We start from the raw sequence: 16733 nt of genomic DNA, 5'->3' as shown, positions 1-16733 counted from the left end.
ATTACATCGATAACACGGCTTTGCAAGCTCCCGTTGCCTTAGGCGCAAGACCCGTTGCTTCCAAGCGCTTTGACCGATGGCCTGTTCCGCGCCTATCGGGGAGCGCAAATCTGCAACATGGGAATGCGCGGCGATGAGCGACATGACGACCATCACGGAAGAGGACCTGATCGAGAGCGTTGCCGACGCTCTCCAGTACATCTCTTACTACCATCCGATGGACTACATCCGGGCCCTTGGCGAAGCCTACGAGGCCGAGAAGGGCCCCGCGGCGAAGGACGCGATCGCCCAGATCCTGACCAACAGCCGGATGTGCGCCGAAGGCCACCGGCCGATCTGCCAGGACACCGGCATCGTCAACGTCTTCGTGAAGTGGGGCATGGACTGCCGCCTCGACAGCAAGCGGAGCCTGCAGGAAGTCGTCGATGAAGGTGTGCGCCGGGCTTACAACCACCCGGACAACAAGCTGCGTGCCTCGATCCTGGCCGACCCGGCATTCACTCGCCGCAATACGCGCGACAACACGCCAAGCGTCCTCTCGGTCGAAATGGTCCCGGGGAACACCGTCAGCGTCGATGTCGCGGCGAAGGGTGGCGGCAGCGAGAACAAGTCCAAGTTCAAAATGATGAACCCGTCGGACAACATAGTCGACTGGGTCGTCGAACAGCTGCCCTCGATGGGGGCCGGCTGGTGCCCGCCCGGCATGCTCGGCATCGGTATCGGCGGTACGGCGGAGCACTGCATGAGGCTCGCCAAGCTCAGCCTCATGGACCCGATCGACATGGGCCAGCTGAAGCAGCGCGGCGCGCAGACCGATCTCGAGCAATTGCGGATCGACATCTTCGATGCCGTCAATGCGCAGGGCATCGGCGCGCAGGGCCTTGGGGGCCTGTCGACCGTGCTCGACGTGAAGATCATGGACGCGCCGTGCCACGCCGCAGGCAAGCCGGTGGCGATGATCCCGAACTGTGCGGCGACCCGCCATGCGCATTTCACGCTCGACGGATCGGGCCCCGCCTATCTCGAGCCGCCGAAGCTCGACGAATATCCCCAGGTGACCTGGAAGCCCGATGCGGCAGCGCGGCGGGTCAACCTCGACGCGCTCACGCCTGAAGAAGTGTCCAGCTGGAAGCACGGCGACCGCCTGCTGTTGTCGGGCAAGATGCTGACCGGACGCGATGCGGCGCACAAGCGCATCAAGGACATGCTCGATGCAGGCGAGGAACTGCCCGTCGATTTCCGTGGCCGCGCGATCTACTATGTCGGCCCGGTCGATCCGGTGATGGGCGAAGTGGTCGGTCCTGCCGGCCCCACCACCGCCACGCGAATGGACAAGTTTACCGAAATGATGCTCGACCTCGGCCTTCTTGCCATGATCGGCAAGGCGGAACGCGGTCACAATGCCGTGGAGGTGATCAGCCGCTTCAAGGTCGCTTATCTTATGGCGACGGGCGGCGCCGCCTATCTCGTCAGCCGCGCGATCAAGGGCGCCAGGGTGCTCGCCTTCGAGGATCTCGGGATGGAAGCCATCTACGAATTCGAGGTGCAGGACATGCCGGTCACGGTCGCCGTCGACAGTGCGGGCAACAATGTCCACACTCTGGCGCCCGCCGAATGGCGTCGCCGGATTGCGGAAGGCGATCTCGAACCCGCCGAATGACGTTTATCTTCGACAAACCGCGTGGGTAGTCCGACCGCCGGACTTCCCAGCGGGCCTTGGAACGGGCAGATAAAACCCGTTTTGAACGCTGAACGACAGATGAACCCGGAAACAGTCAACGTCCCGGTCCGCACGGTTGCCGTGTCGATCGTCGGCCTGTGGTGCGCCTATTTCCTGCTGATCACGGCCCGGGGCTGGCTGATCGGCCTCGACTTCGAATTCGACCTGATCTGGCGGCGCGTCGCCGTGACGGTCGCGGCCATGGGCGTGACCTTCGTGCTCTGGCTCATCGTGCGGCTGTTCGACAAGCGCTCGCTCGCCGCACAGATAAGCGTCTCGCTGGTCTTTGCGATGCCGGCCGCTTTGCTGATCGCACAATCGCAGCAATGGGTCTTTGCCCCGATCCAGGAACGCTACGAAGCCAAGATCGCGGAGGAGCGCGGCATCTCGCTGCGGCGCGACGACAACGGCAATCTCATCATCGAAGGCCCCACGCCGGTCGAACCGCAGATCGGCGGGCCGCTCGGTACGGCAACGCCGACCACCGGCACTGCGCAGGTCGTCCTGCCCGACGACCGGGCGGAGGATCGCTGGCTGCAGCTGATCGAGATGGGCCTCGACCGCTACTTCCTGCTGCTCGCCTGGTCGGCGCTGTACCTCGCCCTGCTTGCAGGGGTCCGCGCACAGGTGGCCGAGCGTCGGGGCGAACGTTTCCGCACGGCGGCCAAGGCGGCCGAGCTGCGCTCGCTTCGCTACCAGGTGAACCCGCACTTCCTGTTCAATACGCTCAACTCGCTCTCCGCGCTGGTGATGACCGGCAAGGAAGACCGGGCGGAACAGATGATTCAGTCGATCTCGCGTTTCTATCGCCACTCGCTGGCCGATGATTCCACCGGCGATGTCAGCCTCGAGGACGAGATCGACCTGCAGGAACACTATCTGGAAATCGAATCCGTCCGTTTCCCCGACCGCCTGCGGGTAAGGGTCGACCTGCCGCACGACCTTGCCAACCTCAAGGTGCCGGGCATGATCCTGCAGCCGCTGGTCGAGAACTCGGTCAAATACGGCGTTTCCGCCAGCAATCGGCCGGTGACCATCAGCATTGTCGCGCGCGAGGAATACGGGCGGCTGGTGCTGAGAGTCAGCGACGATGGCCCGGGCGTGCCCGCGGGTCACAAGGGCGGGTTCGGCATCGGTCTTGCCAATGTGCGTGACCGGCTGGAGGCACGCTTCGGCAACGAGGCGTCGATCAGTTCCGGCCCTGCGCTTGATGGATACGAGACCGAACTCAGGCTTCCGATGGTGAAACATGGCTGACGAGAACGGAGACCGGCTGCGCACGCTGATCGTCGATGACGAGCCGCTCGCGGTCGAACGGATGCAGGTGATCTGCTCCAAGATGGACGACCTTCACGTTGTCGGCACGGCCAGCGACGGGGCGCAGGCCCTGCGCCTGATCGAGGCATTGGGCCCCGACCTGATCCTGCTCGACATGACGATGCCCGAAGTGGACGGCCTGTCGGTCGCCCGCGAACTGGCCGGACAGGAAGAGCGCCCTGCCGTGGTCTTCGTGACCGCACATGACAATTACGCGGTCGAGGCCTTCGATCTCGACGCGGTCGATTACGTCCTCAAGCCGGTCAAGCCCGACCGGCTGGAACGGGCCATCCAGCGCGCGCTCTCGCGCCGCTCCGAAGGTGGCCGCACCGAGAGCAAATGGCTCGAAGAGCTATGGATTCCGCACCGCAGCGAACTCATCCGGATCGAGACCGACGAGGTCAGCCGCATTGATGCGGAGCGCGACTATGTCCGCCTCCACGTGGGTGATCGCTCCTACCTGCTGCTGCAGACTATCGCGGGCCTCGAAAAGCGCCTCGACCCTGCCAAGTTCATCCGCATCCACCGCTCCACCATCCTGCGCAAGGAACACATCAAGGGCCTGCGCCATGACGGGCTGGGCGTGTGGTCGGTCGAAATGGATGATGGCGAGGCGCTGCGTATCGGTCGCACCTATCTGCCCAAGGTCAAGGCGATGGCCGGGCGCTGAGGCTGCCTCGCCCAGGTCCGCTTCAAATCAGTACAGCGCTGGAAAAGGGAGGACCCCGACCGGGGGACTGCATTCCGGCCGGGGTCCAGAAGTTTGACGGGCTGGGGGTATCAGCCGCCCTTGGCGTGCTGTTCTACGACAGCAGCGAACTGTTGGTTGGCGCGCTCCTTGGCGGCGACGTAGCAGCGCTCTGCATCACGGTCGCGAATGCGCGTGCCGGTGATCGAATTGTCGAGCTTGCAGACGCGCCGCGCCGCGATGTCGATCCGGTCGGAAAGCTTCTTCTGGCCCTGTGCCGTGGCGAGATTGAGGTCCTGGTAGGCAACCTCGGTGCTCGTCTTCACCGGCATGTCGCCGCCCGCAAGAGCGGGGGCGGAAAGCGAGAGCATGGCGATCATGATAATGGGGGTCTTCATGGGTCTTCTCCGGGTTGCGGCGGACCCCGGTGTTCTAGGGGGACTGGGGTACGTGAGGTCCGCCGCTGAGAACCGTATTACCCAGCTACAACTGTAATCGCACGCGACCTTCGACCGGCGGCGAGGCGATTTGGACGATGTGCTGGCGGCAGCCGACGAAACGCGATTCGCAATCTGCGAACGGCAAGCCTATGTTTTCAGGCCCATGCTGGTCGTCCTGCTCTTCTTTCTCGGAGTCGCGAACTTCGCGGTGCACAAGGCAGTGCTGAACAGCGGCCACCCGATGCTGGACGCGCTGCCCTCGTTCTACCGCAGCGCGGGCGGACGCTTGTCGCTCATTTTCGAGTTCGTGGTGCTGCTCGTTGCCATGCTCCTTGCCGCGAACGGATGGCCCGGCGCAGCGACCGCCTATGCCGTTTACAGCCTGCTCAATTTCGGCACGGCCTGGCTGGTCCTGACCGGGCGCATCTGACGCGCGGGAACCGCCCCTGCCGACGGGCGCTTGGCAGGTATGACAGCGAACTCTCCCCTCTGGCTGCTGGTCAATTCGCACAGCGGCAGCTTCAGCGAATCCGCTGTGAAGGCAGTGGAAGACGCCTTTTCCGCCAACGGCCTCACCGTTGCCCGCCGGATCTGCTTTCCGGACGAGGACATGCCGACCGCAGGCGAACTGGACGCTGCGGGCGTGGGCCTGCTGGCCGTCTTTACCGGCGACGGTACGCTCAATGCCGCGGTCACGGGCCTCTATGGCTGGAGCGGCCAGATCCTGGTCCTGCCCGGCGGGACGATGAACCTGTTGTGCAAGCGTCTCCATGGCGATGATGCTCAGGCAGGGGACATCATCAAGCGCCTTGCCTCGGGTGTTGCCATCACGGTCCGCCCGCCGGTCGCACGCTGCAAGGCAGGCGATGCGCTTGCCGGCCTGCTGGTCGGGCCGGGCACGAGCTGGGCCCATGTCCGCGAGGCCATGCGCGATCTCGATATCCCCGCAATCCTGAAAGGCACGGGCGAGGCGGTCGGCGAAACAGCGGGCGGCATCATGGTCCGGTGCGCCGAGCCGGAGCGCGGCCGGAATGATGGCTATCCGCTGATCGAGATCACCCCGTCGCACCGCGGGATGCAGGTCGATGCCTTCTATGCGAACGAGGCAGGCGAATATGTCCAGCAAGGCTTTGCCCTCCTGCGCCGCCGGTTTCGCGAAGGGCCGCACGAGCTGCTCGGGCTGCTGGACGAGGCGCGCTTCGTTTCGGCCGATGGCAGCCCATTGCCGGTCTTGGTCGACGGCGAGCCGGGCGAAGTGGAATCGGGTGCGATATTCACTGTGGCTGCATGCGAGGTCGATCTGCTAGCCACCCACCATGGCTACTGAAGCACGGCGCATCTTCCACCTCTCGGACATCCATTTCGGGCTCGAGGACAATCGCGCGCTCGACTGGGTCCAGCAGGAGATTGCCGAAAAGCGGCCGGATGCCGTGGCCATTACCGGCGACCTGACGATGCGCGCGCGCCACCGCGAGTTTGCCGCAGCGACATCGTGGATCAACTCGCTGGACGCGCCGGTGACGGTCGAGGTCGGCAATCACGACATGCCCTATTTCAATCCGATCGAGCGGTTCGTCGATCCCTACCGCCGGTTCCGCGGAATGCGCGAGAAGGTCGAGAAGGAAATCGACCTCGGCTGCCTTGCCATCGTCCCCCTGAAGACCGCGGTTCGCGCGCAGCCGCGCCTCAACTGGTCGAAGGGCTGGGTCACCGATGCCGCACTAGAGAAGTGTCTTGCTGCGATCGATGCCCTGCCGGATGGGGAGCGCGCGCTGGTGACCGTGCACCATCCGCTGCGCGAAGTGGGGACGCAGGGGACTGCGCTCACCAAGAATGGTGACAAGGCGCTGCGTGAACTGGCGAAGCGCCCAGTCGTTGCGGTGCTGTCCGGCCATGTCCACGATGCCTTCGACATCATGGAGGAGACGAGCGAAGGCCCGGTGCGCATGATCGGCGCCGGCACGCTGTCGCAGCGCACGCGCTCGACGCCGCCCAGCTTCAACGACATCCAGTGGGACGGCGAGACGCTGCATGTGACCGTGCGCAACCTGCAGGACGTGGAGACCTGCGACATGCAGATCGACGACGTGCCGGCAAACGCCATGCCTCCGCGCGAACCGGGCGAACCGGTTGCGCCCGTCCGCCAGGTCCCGCGCGTCGATCCGCCTGTCCACTGAGCGCGAACGCGCGTTTAACTCCGTTTTTACCGTCGCGTGCGAGGCTGGGCCCCGAATAAGGGGAAAGTCGCGATGGAATTCTTCAAGGCCGTGCCGCTCGGCGGCATCCTGACTTACGTCGTGTCGCTGGTGATCGGCTCGCAGGGCTCGCGCGGCGGGTTCCTGTCGATCTACCGCGCCGAGTTGTTCGAATACGAGCTCTGGTGGAGCTGGCCGCTGTTCTTCGCGGGCAGCGCGCTCGCCTGGGGCATCATGATGCTGCAGCGCTGAGGCGGCGCAAAGAAAAAGGCGGCCCCTCGCGGAGCCGCCTTTCCTCGGTGATCGGTAAAGATCGTATCGAAGCGGATTAGCGCTTCGAGAACTGGAAGCTGCGACGTGCCTTGGCACGGCCGTACTTCTTACGCTCGACCACGCGGCTGTCGCGGGTGAGGAAGCCGGCGGCCTTGACCGTCGAACGCAGGGCCGGCTCGTACTTGGCGAGAGCCTGCGAGATGCCGTGCTTGACCGCACCGGCCTGGCCCGAGAGGCCGCCGCCCTTGACGGTGGCGACAACGTCGTACTGGCCCTGGCGCTCGGTGATGGCGAACGGCTGGTCGATGACGAGACGCAGCGTCGGACGTGCGAAATACACTTCCTGGTCACGACCGTTGACGATGACCTTGCCCGTGCCCGGCTTCAGCCAGACGCGCGCGGTGGCGTCCTTGCGGCGACCGGTCGCATAGGCGCGGCCCTGGGCGTCGAGTTCCTGCTCGCGCAGGGGAACGTCGGCCTTGACGGCGATCTCGGCAGCATCACCCTCGGGGGCGTCGCCGGCGATGTTCTTCAGATCGGCGAGATCCGAGACGGTTTCGTTCTTCTGTTCGTCGGCCATTATGCAGCAGCCTTGTTCTTGCGGTTCATCGAGGCAACGTCGAGCACCTGCGGCTTCTGGCCGTCATGCGGGTGTTCGGTGCCGGCATAGAGGTGGAGCGCCTTCATCTGCGCACGGCCGAGCGGGCCGCGCGGGATCATGCGCTGCACGGCCTTTTCCAGGACGCGCTCGGGGAAGCGGCCTTCGAGGACCTTCGCCGGAGTCGTTTCCTTGATGCCGCCCGGGTGACCGGTGTGCTTGTAATAGACCTTGTCGTTCATCTTCTTGCCGGTGAAGACCACCTTGTCGGCATTGATGACGATGACATGGTCGCCGCAATCGACGTGCGGCGTGAAGCTCGGCTTGTGCTTGCCGCGCAGGATGTTGGCGACGATTGCCGCGAGGCGACCGACGACGAGCCCTTCGGCGTCGACGATGTGCCAGTTCTTTTCGACCTCTGCCGGTTTGATCGACCGGGTGGCCTTGGTGAGAGCCTTCATGGCTTTGTGTCCGTTTTCTCGAGTTCACCGTACTGCCTGGCAGTACGAACTTACCTTGCGGAACCGTGCAGACGGGGCCGCTGAGCGCGCGCCAAATGGCGGTCAAAGTGCGATTCGTCAAGCAAATCCGCGGGTCTGCGGTGGGGTAAAATAATACGCCCTAGCTTGCCGGGACGATGCGCCAGGCCTCGCGCGTCTCCCGGCTGCTGTCCCCGATGCGGGTGGTCACGCGCCGCTCGCTCTGTCGCAGCAGGCCGGTTTGCGGATCGGCGCTTGCCGCGATGGAGACTTCGAAAAAGCCCTGCAATCCGCCCGCGAGCATGACCGGCTGCGTTTCAACGCTTTGCCCCGTCGCCGGATAGAACAGGTCGCGAGGCACCTGGCTGACGAGGCCGGAAGCGGCGTTGCCGATAGATGAGATAAAGGATCGCGCTTCCTGTCGCTCCCCCGGGTTGGCCACTGCCGCCTCGATGACATCCATTGCGCGCGCGACAGCCGTGCCGATATCGGGACCTGTCTCCTCGTCCCAGCCGACGATCAGGCCGGAGCGGTCGAGCTGCACAGGGAAGATTGCGCTGGCATCGCGGGCCTCCTCCATGCGCGCGAAAGCTGCGAGCGATGGCGGCGCGTCGACCCTGGCAGATAGCTGGGAGGCGTCGACCACCGCACCTGCGCCCAGCGCCCTGAACGTGCAGGACCAGCTGCGCGTGACGCGGATCAGGGCATTGTCCGCAAGGTGCCGGTCAAGCGTGCGTTCGAGAACGAGAGTAGCGCTCGGGAATGCGGGCCTCGTCCGGGCCGCGGCGGCGAGCGGTGCAGGAAGCATAGGCAGGACTGCCAGCGCGCCGAGAGCACGCACCACCGACCTGCGATCACTTCCCGGCATTGCGACCCCCCGTAGCCAGTTCGCCCAGCCAGCCGCGCGTTGCCGCGCCTGCCTGACAGGGCCAGCCCAGTATCGCCGGACTGTCGTACGGGTGCAAGGTTTCCAGTCGCGCAATCGCCTGTTCGAGAAGGGCGGCGTCGGTCTTGAGCAGGGCGGGTATCTCTTCCGCGCTCCCACGCTCTCCGTCCCAGGCGAACAGGGAGGTGATGGAGCTGCCGATATTGATGCAGGCAATCAGCCCCTCGTCGAGCAGCTGGCCCCCGATACGCTGTGCCGTCTCTGCGTCCGGGAAGGGGCAGTAGACGAGCGCGCTCACGCTTTTCTGCCGAGCAGGTGGGCGGCCCAGGTGAAGCTGGCGACAAGCAATGCGCCAACGACCTGGTGCGCCACTGCAAGCCAGAGGGCGACGCCAGTCATGACGGTGGCGATGCCGAGCAGGATTTGCGTTCCGAAGGCGGAATGAATGGCCTTCGATGCGCGCCTGTCGATCGCCCTGACCTTGCGCGCCATCACGATCAGCGCAGCCACCACGATCCACGCCCACCAGCGGTGCAGCCAGTGGACGAGATAGGGGTCGTGCGTCATCGCGTAGAACAGCCCGCGCGAGGCGTCGAATTCGGGGATGAAGCGGCCCTGCATCAGCGGCCAGCTATCGCTTGCAAGGCCCGCATTGAGCCCTGCCACCCACGCCGCCAGCACAAGCTGGATGAAGAGCAGCGCGCCCACCCAGCTTGCGGTTGTCGTCCAGCGCGCCTTCGCGGCGTGTCCGGCAGCAAGCTGGCGGAAATCGAGCGCGGTCCAGACCAGTGCCGCCAGCGTGATCATCGCAGTCATGAAATGCAGCGAAAGCATGAAGTGGCTGACATCGGTCATGGTCTCGTTGAGGCCGCTCTTGACCATGAACCAGCCGAACACGCCCTGCAGTCCGCCCAGCGCCAGCAGGCCGACGAGGCGCAGCTTGTACCCTTGCGGAATGGCACCGCGCACCCAGAACCACGCGAGCGGCAGCGCAAAGGCCAGGCCGATCAGCCGTCCCCAAAGGCGGTGGAACCACTCCCAGAAATAGATGAACTTGAAGGCGGCCAGGTCCATCCCGGCCGGCCCGGTCACGTTCTTGTATTCGCCGGTCGCCTTGTAGAGATCGAACTCGGCCTGCCACGCCCCCTCGCTCAGCGGGGGGATCGCCCCGGTCAGCGGTTTCCATTCGGTGATCGAAAGGCCGCTCTCGGTCAGGCGGGTGATCCCGCCCACGGCGACCATGACGATAACCATCAGGGCCACGGCAAACAGCCAGTTGGCGAGTGCGATGGGGCGGGTGTTGTTGGGGCTGGCAACCATGGTGCGCCTGTTTGCCGTGCCGCGCGTCAAGTGCAAGTGCGAATCGAGCAAGCGGCATTCCGGCCACTGCAACGCGGCATTCGTCGTAAAATGCACTCGCTGCCCTTGTAACAAGAGATACTATCACATATCTCGCATGTCATGTTGCAACGCGCCATCTCTCCGATTCGGCGTCGACTCGACCGTGTCGGGATCGGCCTCTCGGGCCTGTGCGCGATTCACTGCCTCGCCTCGATCGTGCTGGTGTCCGGCCTGGGTGTGGGCGGGGAGTTCTTCCTGTCGCCCGATATCCATCGCTACGGACTGGTCGTCGCGACGCTGGTTGCGGCGGTGGCGATCGGCTGGGGCGCCCTGCGCCACCGCATGGCCGCACCCTTCGTCATCGCCATGACCGGCCTTACCTTCATGGGCGGCGCGCTGGCCGTGCCGCACGGGGTGAAGGAAGCGGTCCTGACGATCATCGGCGTCGCGCTCGTCTCGCTCGGCCACATCCTCAATATGCGCCATTGCCATTCCGCCGCTTGCAAGGAGCGCTGCGGAGACTAAGTCGGGGCGCATGATTGCGCTGACCGTAAATGGCGATACCCGCCGCACCGCTGCCTCCACCATCGCCGATCTCGTGCGCGAGCTGGAGCTCGACCCTGCCAAGGTTGCGGTCGAGCACAATGGCACCATCGCGCCCCGCAGCGAACTGGAACGCCATGCGCTGGCCGAAGGCGACGTGCTGGAAATCGTCCACTTCGTCGGCGGGGGCGAAAGTTCTGCATCGGACGACAGCTGGACCGTCGCGGGCCGCACTTTCCGCAGCCGCCTGATCGTCGGCACGGGCAAGTACAAGGACTTCGAACAGAACGCCGCCGCGCTCGAAGCCTCGGGTGCGGAAATCGTCACTGTCGCCGTCCGCCGGGTCAATGTCAGCGATCCCAAGGCGCCGATGCTGACCGATTATGTCGACCCGAAGAAGATCACCTACCTGCCGAACACGGCGGGTTGCTTCACGGCCGACGAAGCCATCCGTACGCTGCGCCTCGCGCGCGAAGCTGGTGGCTGGGACCTGGTCAAGCTGGAGGTGCTGGGCGAGGCGAAGACGCTTTATCCCGACATGCGCGAAACGCTGGTCGCGACCGAGACGCTGGCCAAGGAGGGCTTCCTTCCGATGGTCTACTGCGTCGATGATCCGATTGCGGCCAAGCAGCTGGAAGATGCAGGCGCCGTCGCGGTCATGCCGCTGGGCGCGCCGATCGGCTCGGGCCTCGGCATCCAGAACCGCGTGACCATCCGCCTGATCAAGGAAGGCGCGAGCGTGCCGGTGCTCGTCGATGCCGGTGTCGGCACCGCTTCCGACGCGGCAGTCGCCATGGAACTGGGCTGCGACGGCGTGCTGATGAATACGGCCATTGCCGAGGCGAAGGACCCCATCCGCATGGCCCGCGCGATGAAACTGGCGGTCGAGGCCGGCCGCGACGCCTATCTCGCCGGGCGCATGGCAACGCGCAAATATGCCGACCCGTCGAGCCCGCTCGCAGGCCTGATCTGATCACGCTTACCTCGCGTTAACCATATTGCGCGACACTTCCCTTGTAACAGGGGAGTGCCGATCATGGCCGTTACGAATACCGCCGCGATGACCATTGCGGAAATGCGCGAGTTTGCCAGCTTCACCGCAGCAGAGCAGCGCTATATCCGCCGCAGCCTCGACATCGGCCTTGGCCGCTGCGACGCGTTCCGTATCTGGGGCCGGAGTGCGGGCGAGAACGCCGCCATCCGCAGCCAGTACGTCACGTACCAGGAACTCAAGGTCCTGCGCGGTTCGATCCCCGTGGATTCCAGTTTCGAGCGGATCGAGGGCTTCGTCGGCAAGCTGACGCGCGTTGCGGCCTTCGACCTCGCGCAGGAGCGGATCGACTGCTTTTCTGCCTTCCGCTTCCTCTACGAACGCCTGCTCGGCGCGGATGTGCGCCCATGGCTGCCAAGCGCCTTCTGCGCCGCTGCCGCCCTCCCGCAGATCCGTCCCGAACGCCGCAAGATGCTGCTCCAGTCATTGAGCGAAGCCGCTGCGACCGCACCCGGCTGGTCCGACCGCGCGCCCAGTTTCTATCCGGAGTTCATCGAGGAAGTGGCTGCCTGACCAGATTACCGATCAGGACCGATAAAGCCCGTCCAGCCGGTCTGCGTAGCGTTCGCGGATCTTGTGGCGGCGGATCTTCATCGAGGGGGTCATTTCCTCGTTCTCGATGGTGAATGCCTCGTCCGCGAAGGCGAACTGGCGGACCTTTTCGATGACCGAGAGATCCTTGTTCACCCGGTCGACCGCGCCGCGCACGGCGGTGCGGAATTCCGGGTCGTCCTGTAGCGCCTTGAGGTCGAACTTCTTGCCATGGACGCGGGCCCATTCGACCGCCCATTCCGCATCGGGCACGATCAGCCCGACGATGTAGGGCCGCTTGTCACCCGCAACCATCGCCTGGCCGATTTCGGGCTGCAGCGTCAGCATGCCCTCGATCTTCTGCGGAGCGACATTGTCGCCCTTGTCGTTGACGATCATGTCTTTCTTGCGATCGGTGATGACGATGCGGTTCTTCTCGTCGAGATGGCCGATGTCGCCCGTGTGCAGCCAGCCGTCCTTGATCGTGCGCGCGGTTTCCGCATCGTTCTGCCAGTAGCCGTGCATCACCAGCTCGCCGCGGCACAGGATCTCGCCATCCTCGGCAATCCTGATTTCCACGCCGCGCATGGCCGGACCGACCGAGTGCATGGCGATACCGGCGGCAGGCCGGTTGCAGGAAATCACCGGACCGGCCTCGGTCTGGCCGTAGCCCTGCAGCATGGTGAGGCCCATCGATTCGAAGAAGATGCCGACATCGGGGTTGAGCGGCGCGCCGCCCGACACCATCGCTTTGATCCTGCCGCCGAAGCGCTGGCGGATCTTGGGCTTCAGCAGCCGGCCGACCATTGCGTCCTTCAAGCCGTCGCCGAACTGGCGCTTGCCCTCGGCGCGGCGGGCGCCGACTTCGAGCGCGGTGTTCATCAGCCTTTCGGCCAGGCCGCCCTGCTTCTGGACCTGCTTCATGATGCGCGTGCGCAGCACTTCGAACAGGCGCGGCACGACGACCATGATGGTCGGGCGGGTTTCCTCGATATTGCTGGCGAGCTTTTCGAGGCCTTCCGAATAATAGATCTGCGCGCCCACGCTGATCGGCAGGAACTGCCCGCCGGTATGCTCGTAAGCGTGGCTCAGCGGGAGGAACGAGAGGAAGCGTTCGTCGTCGGCAATCCCGAAATCCTCGATCAGGATTTCGGCGGCCCCTGCGATGTTGCACAGGATCGCGCCGTGGTGCTGCAGCACGCCGCGCGGCGCGCCGCCGGTGCCGCTGGTGTAGATGATGCAGGCGGTGTCGCTGCGCCCGATCTTGGCGATCCGTTCGTCTACCGCCTTGCGCGCTGCGGCGGCATCGCCCGTGGTCAGCTTGTCCCAGTCGTGGAAGGTGAAGCTGCCCGATTGCTGGCGGTGCAAATCCTCGATGCCGATAACGTGCTCGGCGATGCCGGAGGCCTGCAGCGCGCCGTGGAGCGGCTTGAGCAGCTTCTCGTTCGAGACGATGACCGCGCGCGAGCCCGAATTGTCGAGGATGTGGACGTGGTCACGCTCGGTATTGGTGACATAGGCGGGCACGGTGATGCAGCCCGCCGCCATGATGGCGAGGTCGGCGATGCACCATTCGGGACGGTTTTCGGACACGAGGCACACCCGGTCGCCATCGACGAGGCCGAGGCCGCGCAGGCTTTCGGCCAGCAGGCAGACGCGGTCGGCCGCCTCGCCCCAGGTCATGGTTTGCCAGCTGCCGCCTTCCTTCCAGCCGAAGAACGGCTGCCCGGATTTCTCGTCGGCGCGCTTCAGGAATAGTTCGACCAGATTGTTGGCGGAATCGATGTCCGACAGCACAGGCAGGCTCCTCGCGAAAAACTTCGTCGTCTGTTGCAACGTTGGCAGGGGCTTAGGCCGCTCCGGCGCTGGCGGCAAGATGGATGGGCCGCCGCCTCAGGGCATATCGAGCTGGCCTTCGAGGCGCGGGTCGCGCGCGCTCTGCCAGCGGCCGTCCCGCTTCACCAGCGCCCCACCCTTGATCGGCGCAGGGCGGATCATCAGCTGCGTATGGCCCAGCGCGCGGAAGGCGTCGGCCTTCTCCTCCAGCCAGGTTCCCTCTTCGAGCAGCACTCGCTCGCCGAAAGCCATCAGGAACGGCAGGCCGAGCGCTTCTTCGGCATCCATCCCGAAATCGATGGCTCCGATGATGGCGCGCGTCGTGGTGATCGGGATGGTGCTGCCGCCAGCGGCGCCCACGACCATGAAGGTATTGCCCTGCGGATCGTAGATGACGGTCGGCGACATCGAACTGCGCGGGCGCTTGCCGCCTTCCACGCGGTTGGCGACCAGTCGTCCGTTCACTTGCGGGCTGCGGCTGAAATCGGTCAGCTCGTTGTTGAGATAGTAGCCACCCACCATCAGGCCCGAGCCGAAGGCGCTTTCGATGGTGGAGGTGTAGGACACCATCGTCCCCGCATCGTCGACCACGGCGAGGTGCGAGGTGCCGTGTTCTTCCGGCTCGTCGCCATCGGCCAGTGCGATAGGCGCGCCGCGTGGCCTTCCTGCCTCGGCCACTTCGATCGACCGGTCGGGCGAGATGAGCGCGCTGCGCTGCGCCAGATAGCTCTTCTCCAGCAGGCCTGCGACGGGGACGCTGACGAAATCGCTGTCGGCGAGATAGAGCTCGCGGTCGGCATAGGCGAGGCGCTGGGCCTCCACGAAGAGGTGCCAGGTGACCGGGTTGTCGGCCCCCAATGCGCGCAGGTCGAACCGTTCAAGCTGGCCGAGGATTTGCTGCACGGCGATACCGCCCGAAGTCGGCGGGCCCATGGAGCAGATGCGATAGGCGCGGTAGCTGCTGCAAACCGCGCCCCGCTCCTTGGCTTCGTAGCCCGTCACATCGGCATAGGTCATGGCGCCCGGCTTGGGCGTGTCGGCGGCGACAGTGGTCGCGATCGCAAGAGCGTGTTCGCCCTTGTAGAATGCTTCGGCGCCCCCCGCGGCGATCTTCTCGAAAGTGCGCGCCAGTTCCTCGTTGCGCACTAGGGTACCGGCGGGAAGCGGCTCGCCCGACGCGTCGTAGAACATCGCCTGCGCTGCCGCCGAATAGGCAGCCGTCGTGCGCGAGCGGCCCAGCGCATCGTGCATTCGCGGATTGATCCTGAACCCTTCGCGGGCCAGCCGGATGGACGGCTTGAACAGTTCCGCCCAAGGAAGGCGGCCGTGCTCGCCATGCGCCTTTGCGGCCAGCGCGATGTTGCCCGGGACACCGACGCTCAGCCCGCTGCGGACCGATTCGATGAAAGGCGGTACGCTACCGTCCCCGGCGAGGAACCAGTCGGGCGTCGCGCCTGCCGGTGCGGTCTCGCGTCCGTCGAAGGTGGTAACGTCGCCATCGGCCTCGCCGCGCACCAGGAAGCCGCCCCCGCCGATGCCCGAGCTTTGCGGTTCGACCACGGTAAGCGCGAGCATCACGGCAATTGCCGCATCGGTGGCGCTGCCGCCCTTGCGCAGGATTTCCTCGCCCGCCTCCTGCGCGCGCGGATCGGCGGCGCTGACCGCACCGATGCTTACCTGCGCCGATGCGGCGGGCTGGGTGGCAGGAAGGGTCGCGCAGCCGGCAAGGGCGAGCGCGACAAGCGAAACGGTGGCAAGCCTCGTCATGGCGCGGGACGCTATGCGGTTCCGACCGCCTCCGCAATCGAGGAAAATCCGTCGCGGCGCATAAGGCGTTCAAGACCGCGCAGGATGCGCCGGGGCAGGCCTGGTCCTTCATAGACCATGGCGCTGTAAAGCTGGACCAGGCTGGCACCCGCCCGGATGCGCGCCCAGGCGTCTTCGGCCTTGGCAATCCCGCCGACGCCGACCAGCGGAAGCTGGCCGCCGGTTGCCTTGCGGAAATCCGTCACCCTTTGCTGGGCAAGGTCGCGCAAGGGCGCGCCCGACAGGCCGCCCGTCTCGTCCGCGTGGCTCGACCGGAGCGCGGGGCGCGAAATGGTGGTATTCGATACGATCAAAGCTCCCAGCGCCTTGTCGAGAGCGATACGGGAAATAGCATCGATATCCGCCGGCTCGAGATCGGGTGCGACCTTGAGGAACACGGGCGGCCCGTCCTTCCCGCGCGCTTCGAGCACCGCATCGAGCAGGGCAACAAGCGCACTCTCGTCCTGCAATGCCCTCAGGCCTGGCGTGTTCGGGCTGGATATATTGACGGCGAGATAGGTCGCATGCGGCGACATCAGCCGCGTCATTTCGGCATAATCGGCGATCCGGTCCTCGCTGTCCTTGTTCGCGCCGATATTGATGCCGAGCACGCCGGGGCGTCCCTTGCGAGCCTCCAGCCGGGCGAGAGCTGCCTGTGCCCCGCCATTGTTGAACCCCATCCGGTTGATGACCGCGCGGTCTTCCACGAGGCGGAAGAGCCGGGGCCTGGGATTGCCGGCCTGCGGGCGCGGGGTAATCGAGCCGACCTCGGCGAAACCGAAACCGAGCCCAAGCAGTTGGTCGGGTACTTCGGCATCTTTGTCGAAACCCGCCGCCATGCCCAGCGGGTTGGGAAAGTCGATACCCGCGACGCTTGTGGCCAGCGTACCTGCCTTGCCTGCAGCGCGCACCGGCGAGACCTTCAGCGCGGCTACCGTAAGGCGGTGAGCGCGCTCCGGGTCGAGGGCGAAGAGGGCGGGCCGGGCAAGGTCGAACAGCATGGCGCGGCGATATGGCCCAGCACGGTTT

19 protein-coding genes are annotated in these 16733 nt (G+C 65.4%); 10 read left to right on the top strand and 9 right to left on the bottom strand.

Annotated features, from left to right (window positions below):
• The first annotated feature begins 133 nt into the window (after positions 1-133).
• From LCL94_RS06930 to LCL94_RS06920, 3 genes are all read left to right on the top strand, one after another.
• A complete protein-coding gene (locus LCL94_RS06930; RefSeq protein ID WP_224831569.1) occupies positions 134-1660 on the top strand; it encodes a fumarate hydratase in 1527 nt (508 codons plus the stop codon).
• Positions 1661-1759: 99 nt separating this feature from the next.
• On the top strand, positions 1760-2977 hold the full coding sequence (locus LCL94_RS06925) for a sensor histidine kinase (RefSeq protein ID WP_224831568.1): 1218 nt from the start codon (positions 1760-1762) through the stop codon (positions 2975-2977).
• Entirely contained in the window at positions 2970-3707 is a 738-nt protein-coding gene (locus LCL94_RS06920) for a LytR/AlgR family response regulator transcription factor (RefSeq protein WP_160608589.1), read from the top strand. The genes LCL94_RS06925 and LCL94_RS06920 overlap by 8 nt, the downstream gene beginning before the upstream one ends.
• A gap of 110 nt (positions 3708-3817) precedes the next feature.
• Here the strand turns inward: LCL94_RS06920 and LCL94_RS06915 are convergent, their stop codons facing one another.
• Positions 3818-4123, bottom strand: coding sequence for a UrcA family protein (locus LCL94_RS06915; protein WP_160608588.1), 306 nt, complete (start codon positions 4121-4123; stop codon positions 3818-3820).
• 139 nt (positions 4124-4262) lie between these two features.
• On the opposite strand from LCL94_RS06915, the gene LCL94_RS06910 reads away from it, so the two are divergent.
• From LCL94_RS06910 to LCL94_RS06895, 4 genes are all read left to right on the top strand, one after another.
• Positions 4263-4595, top strand: a complete 333-nt coding sequence (locus LCL94_RS06910) for a hypothetical protein (RefSeq protein WP_412070790.1) — start codon at positions 4263-4265, stop codon at positions 4593-4595.
• A 39-nt stretch (positions 4596-4634) separates the two neighbouring features.
• Positions 4635-5492, top strand: a complete 858-nt coding sequence (locus LCL94_RS06905; RefSeq protein WP_224831566.1) for an acylglycerol kinase family protein — start codon at positions 4635-4637, stop codon at positions 5490-5492.
• Positions 5482-6342 (top strand): metallophosphoesterase family protein, encoded by an 861-nt coding sequence (locus LCL94_RS06900; RefSeq protein ID WP_224831565.1) that lies wholly within the window; start codon positions 5482-5484, stop codon positions 6340-6342. Before LCL94_RS06905 ends, LCL94_RS06900 begins: the two co-directional genes overlap by 11 nt.
• 72 nt (positions 6343-6414) lie before the next feature.
• Positions 6415-6612 (top strand): hypothetical protein, encoded by a 198-nt coding sequence (locus LCL94_RS06895; RefSeq protein ID WP_224831564.1) that lies wholly within the window; start codon positions 6415-6417, stop codon positions 6610-6612.
• 76 nt (positions 6613-6688) lie between these two features.
• Here the strand turns inward: LCL94_RS06895 and rpsI are convergent, their stop codons facing one another.
• The 5 genes from rpsI to LCL94_RS06870 all read right to left on the bottom strand — a co-directional run bounded on the left by rpsI (position 6689) and on the right by LCL94_RS06870 (position 9916).
• On the bottom strand, positions 6689-7213 hold the full coding sequence (gene rpsI / locus LCL94_RS06890) for a 30S ribosomal protein S9 (protein WP_224831563.1): 525 nt from the start codon (positions 7211-7213) through the stop codon (positions 6689-6691).
• On the bottom strand, positions 7213-7692 hold the full coding sequence (gene rplM / locus LCL94_RS06885; RefSeq protein ID WP_160608583.1) for a 50S ribosomal protein L13: 480 nt from the start codon (positions 7690-7692) through the stop codon (positions 7213-7215). The genes rpsI and rplM overlap by 1 nt, the downstream gene beginning before the upstream one ends.
• 160 nt (positions 7693-7852) lie before the next feature.
• Positions 7853-8578 carry a hypothetical protein gene (locus tag LCL94_RS06880; RefSeq protein WP_224831562.1) on the bottom strand — a complete coding sequence of 242 codons (726 nt, stop codon included), beginning with the start codon at positions 8576-8578 and terminating at the stop codon, positions 7853-7855.
• The gene (gene cutA / locus LCL94_RS06875) at positions 8565-8894 is read right to left on the bottom strand and encodes a divalent-cation tolerance protein CutA (protein ID WP_224831561.1); all 330 of its coding nucleotides are present in this window, start codon (positions 8892-8894) and stop codon (positions 8565-8567) included. Before cutA ends, LCL94_RS06880 begins: the two co-directional genes overlap by 14 nt.
• Positions 8891-9916, bottom strand: coding sequence for a COX15/CtaA family protein (locus LCL94_RS06870; protein WP_224831560.1), 1026 nt, complete (start codon positions 9914-9916; stop codon positions 8891-8893). The genes cutA and LCL94_RS06870 overlap by 4 nt, the downstream gene beginning before the upstream one ends.
• Before the next feature lie 141 nt (positions 9917-10057).
• Between LCL94_RS06870 and LCL94_RS06865 the strand changes: the two genes are divergently transcribed.
• The 3 genes from LCL94_RS06865 to LCL94_RS06850 all read left to right on the top strand — a co-directional run bounded on the left by LCL94_RS06865 (position 10058) and on the right by LCL94_RS06850 (position 12044).
• Positions 10058-10462 (top strand): MerC domain-containing protein, encoded by a 405-nt coding sequence (locus LCL94_RS06865; protein WP_160608578.1) that lies wholly within the window; start codon positions 10058-10060, stop codon positions 10460-10462.
• A 10-nt stretch (positions 10463-10472) separates the two neighbouring features.
• The gene (thiS, locus tag LCL94_RS06855) at positions 10473-11453 is read left to right on the top strand and encodes a sulfur carrier protein ThiS (RefSeq protein WP_318245568.1); all 981 of its coding nucleotides are present in this window, start codon (positions 10473-10475) and stop codon (positions 11451-11453) included.
• Between the two features lie 63 nt (positions 11454-11516).
• The gene (locus LCL94_RS06850; protein WP_160608575.1) at positions 11517-12044 is read left to right on the top strand and encodes a hypothetical protein; all 528 of its coding nucleotides are present in this window, start codon (positions 11517-11519) and stop codon (positions 12042-12044) included.
• Between the two features lie 12 nt (positions 12045-12056).
• Here LCL94_RS06850 and LCL94_RS06845 read toward each other — a convergent pair whose 3' ends face one another.
• The 3 genes from LCL94_RS06845 to LCL94_RS06835 all read right to left on the bottom strand — a co-directional run bounded on the left by LCL94_RS06845 (position 12057) and on the right by LCL94_RS06835 (position 16705).
• Positions 12057-13859 carry an AMP-dependent synthetase/ligase gene (locus tag LCL94_RS06845; protein ID WP_412070775.1) on the bottom strand — a complete coding sequence of 601 codons (1803 nt, stop codon included), beginning with the start codon at positions 13857-13859 and terminating at the stop codon, positions 12057-12059.
• Between the two features lie 96 nt (positions 13860-13955).
• Positions 13956-15665 (bottom strand): gamma-glutamyltransferase, encoded by a 1710-nt coding sequence (ggt, locus tag LCL94_RS06840; RefSeq protein ID WP_224831559.1) that lies wholly within the window; start codon positions 15663-15665, stop codon positions 13956-13958.
• 11 nt (positions 15666-15676) lie between these two features.
• Positions 15677-16705, bottom strand: a complete 1029-nt coding sequence (locus tag LCL94_RS06835) for a quinone-dependent dihydroorotate dehydrogenase (protein WP_224831558.1) — start codon at positions 16703-16705, stop codon at positions 15677-15679.
• Positions 16706-16733: the final 28 nt, after the last annotated feature.

Origin of the sequence: Qipengyuania gaetbuli, from assembly GCF_020171365.1 — a bacterium.
GTDB lineage: Bacteria > Pseudomonadota > Alphaproteobacteria > Sphingomonadales > Sphingomonadaceae > Qipengyuania > Qipengyuania gaetbuli_B.
Note: the sequence above shows the minus strand (reverse complement) of the source record. Positions and strands in the feature narration are given on the sequence as shown.

Excerpts from the sequence above, each read along its gene's own strand:
- LCL94_RS06920 (WP_160608589.1), top strand. The coding sequence starts at position 2,970 with ATGGCTGACGAGAACGGAGACCGGCTGCGCACGCTGATCGTCGATGAC.
- LCL94_RS06925 (WP_224831568.1), top strand. The coding sequence starts at position 1,760 with ATGAACCCGGAAACAGTCAACGTCCCGGTCCGCACGGTTGCCGTGTCG.
- LCL94_RS06905 (WP_224831566.1), top strand. The coding sequence starts at position 4,635 with ATGACAGCGAACTCTCCCCTCTGGCTGCTGGTCAATTCGCACAGCGGC.
- LCL94_RS06850 (WP_160608575.1), top strand. The coding sequence starts at position 11,517 with ATGGCCGTTACGAATACCGCCGCGATGACCATTGCGGAAATGCGCGAG.
- LCL94_RS06865 (WP_160608578.1), top strand. The coding sequence starts at position 10,058 with ATGTTGCAACGCGCCATCTCTCCGATTCGGCGTCGACTCGACCGTGTC.
- LCL94_RS06870 (WP_224831560.1), bottom strand. The coding sequence starts at position 9,916 with ATGGTTGCCAGCCCCAACAACACCCGCCCCATCGCACTCGCCAACTGG.
- thiS (WP_318245568.1), top strand. The coding sequence starts at position 10,473 with ATGATTGCGCTGACCGTAAATGGCGATACCCGCCGCACCGCTGCCTCC.
- LCL94_RS06915 (WP_160608588.1), bottom strand. The coding sequence starts at position 4,123 with ATGAAGACCCCCATTATCATGATCGCCATGCTCTCGCTTTCCGCCCCC.
- LCL94_RS06900 (WP_224831565.1), top strand. The coding sequence starts at position 5,482 with ATGGCTACTGAAGCACGGCGCATCTTCCACCTCTCGGACATCCATTTC.
- LCL94_RS06835 (WP_224831558.1), bottom strand. The coding sequence starts at position 16,705 with ATGCTGTTCGACCTTGCCCGGCCCGCCCTCTTCGCCCTCGACCCGGAG.
- LCL94_RS06930 (WP_224831569.1), top strand. The coding sequence starts at position 134 with ATGAGCGACATGACGACCATCACGGAAGAGGACCTGATCGAGAGCGTT.
- ggt (WP_224831559.1), bottom strand. The coding sequence starts at position 15,665 with ATGACGAGGCTTGCCACCGTTTCGCTTGTCGCGCTCGCCCTTGCCGGC.
- LCL94_RS06895 (WP_224831564.1), top strand. The coding sequence starts at position 6,415 with ATGGAATTCTTCAAGGCCGTGCCGCTCGGCGGCATCCTGACTTACGTC.
- rpsI (WP_224831563.1), bottom strand. The coding sequence starts at position 7,213 with ATGGCCGACGAACAGAAGAACGAAACCGTCTCGGATCTCGCCGATCTG.
- LCL94_RS06880 (WP_224831562.1), bottom strand. The coding sequence starts at position 8,578 with ATGCCGGGAAGTGATCGCAGGTCGGTGGTGCGTGCTCTCGGCGCGCTG.
- rplM (WP_160608583.1), bottom strand. The coding sequence starts at position 7,692 with ATGAAGGCTCTCACCAAGGCCACCCGGTCGATCAAACCGGCAGAGGTC.